This is a genomic window from Enterobacter sp. CM29, from assembly GCF_013179605.1.
GTDB lineage: Bacteria > Pseudomonadota > Gammaproteobacteria > Enterobacterales > Enterobacteriaceae > Enterobacter > Enterobacter intestinihominis.
This window is the reverse complement of the sequence record NZ_JABMCU010000350.1, coordinates 1-1,413: the sequence shown is the minus strand read 5'-3', so window position 1 is coordinate 1,413 and position 1,413 is coordinate 1. Positions and strand designations below refer to the sequence as shown.

Genomic DNA, 1,413 nt, shown 5'->3' with positions numbered 1-1,413 from the left:
TGGTAAACCCGCCGCGCCGGGGCATCGGCCAGGCGCTCTGCGACTACCTGAGCCAGATGGCGCCGGAGTACATCGTCTACTCCAGCTGTAACGCGCAGACCATGGTGAAGGATATCGCCAGCCTGCCGGGCTACCGCATTGCGCGCGTTCAGCTCTTTGATATGTTCCCGCACACTGCGCATTACGAAGTGCTGACGTTGCTCGTGAAATCTTAAACAAAATGTGAACTCTTCCCCCGCTCGAAATCAGGTAAGCTTACGTCATAACAAATGATTGAAGGCTTACCCATGAAGCAGATCCTGCTGGTAGAAGACGACCACGATATCGCTGCACTCCTGCGTCTTAACCTGGAAGATGAAGGCTACGCCATTACCCACGAGCCGGACGGGGGAAAGGCGTTACTGCTTCTGGAAAAACAGCCGTGGGACGCGGTGATCCTCGATCTGATGCTGCCGAATGTTGATGGTCTGGAGATTTGCCGCCGTATCCGCCAGATGACCCGCTACCTGCCCATTATCATCATTAGCGCCCGCAGCAGTGAAACTGACCGTATTACCGGCCTGGAAACCGGGGCGGATGATTATCTGGCAAAACCTTTCTCGGTGCAGGAGCTGATTGCCCGCATTAAGGCGCTGTTTCGTCGTCAGCAGGCGATGGGCCAGGCGCAGACGGACGGCATTATTCAGGCGCACGGTCTGACTATCGATCCGCTGGCGCGCACCGTGCGTCTTAACGGTCAACACGTCGATCTCACCCCGCGTGAATTTGAACTGCTCTATTTTTTTGCCCGCCATCCCGGAGAGGTCTTTTCACGGCTGGCATTGCTGGAGCAGGTGTGGGGGTATCAGCACGAAGGCTACGAACACACCGTCAACACTCATATTAACCGCCTGCGCATCAAAATAGAGAAAGATGCCGCCGAGCCGGAGATCGTTCGCACCGTCTGGGGCAAAGGCTACAAATTTGCGGAGCAGAATCATGATGCGTCGCTTTAGCCTGAGCCAGCGCCTGACGCTGCTGTTTACGGTGTTACTGTTGCTCTGCGCCACCGTCGCCTGTGCGGTGCAGCTCTACGTTAGCATGCAGTACGGCAATGCGATGGTGCAGCGTCTCTCAGGCGGGCTGGCGCAGCAGATTGCGCAGCGGGAAGCGATTCTGGATACGCAGGGCAGGGTGGATCGCAGCGCCTTAAAGCCGCTGTTCGACCGGCTGATGACCTTTAATCCGAGCGTCGAGCTGTATGTTGTCTCGCCTGATGGCGATATCCTGGCCGATGCCGCCCCGCCGGGGCACATTCAGCGGCAAAAAATTGACCTCGCGCCGATACAGAATTTCCTGAGCGGGACGGTGATGCCGGTGTTTGGCGACGATCCCCGAAGCCAGAATAAGAAAGTCTTCAGCGCCACCCCGCTG

1 protein-coding gene and 2 pseudogenes are annotated in these 1,413 nt (G+C 57.3%); all 3 read left to right on the top strand.

Annotated elements, in window-relative coordinates:
- Positions 1-215 (top strand): annotated as a pseudogene (gene rumB, locus HP459_RS22925) (23S rRNA (uracil(747)-C(5))-methyltransferase); the annotation flags it as partial.
- Positions 216-287: 72 nt separating this feature from the next.
- The gene (locus HP459_RS22920; protein ID WP_038417008.1) at positions 288-995 is read left to right on the top strand and encodes a response regulator transcription factor; all 708 of its coding nucleotides are present in this window, start codon (positions 288-290) and stop codon (positions 993-995) included.
- Positions 979-1,413, top strand: a pseudogene (locus HP459_RS22915) (two-component sensor histidine kinase); the annotation flags it as partial. The gene HP459_RS22920 and the pseudogene HP459_RS22915, both read left to right, overlap by 17 nt.

Coding starts and splice junctions, on each gene's coding strand:
- HP459_RS22920 (WP_038417008.1), top strand. CDS start 288: ATGAAGCAGATCCTGCTGGTAGAAGACGACCACGATATCGCTGCACTC.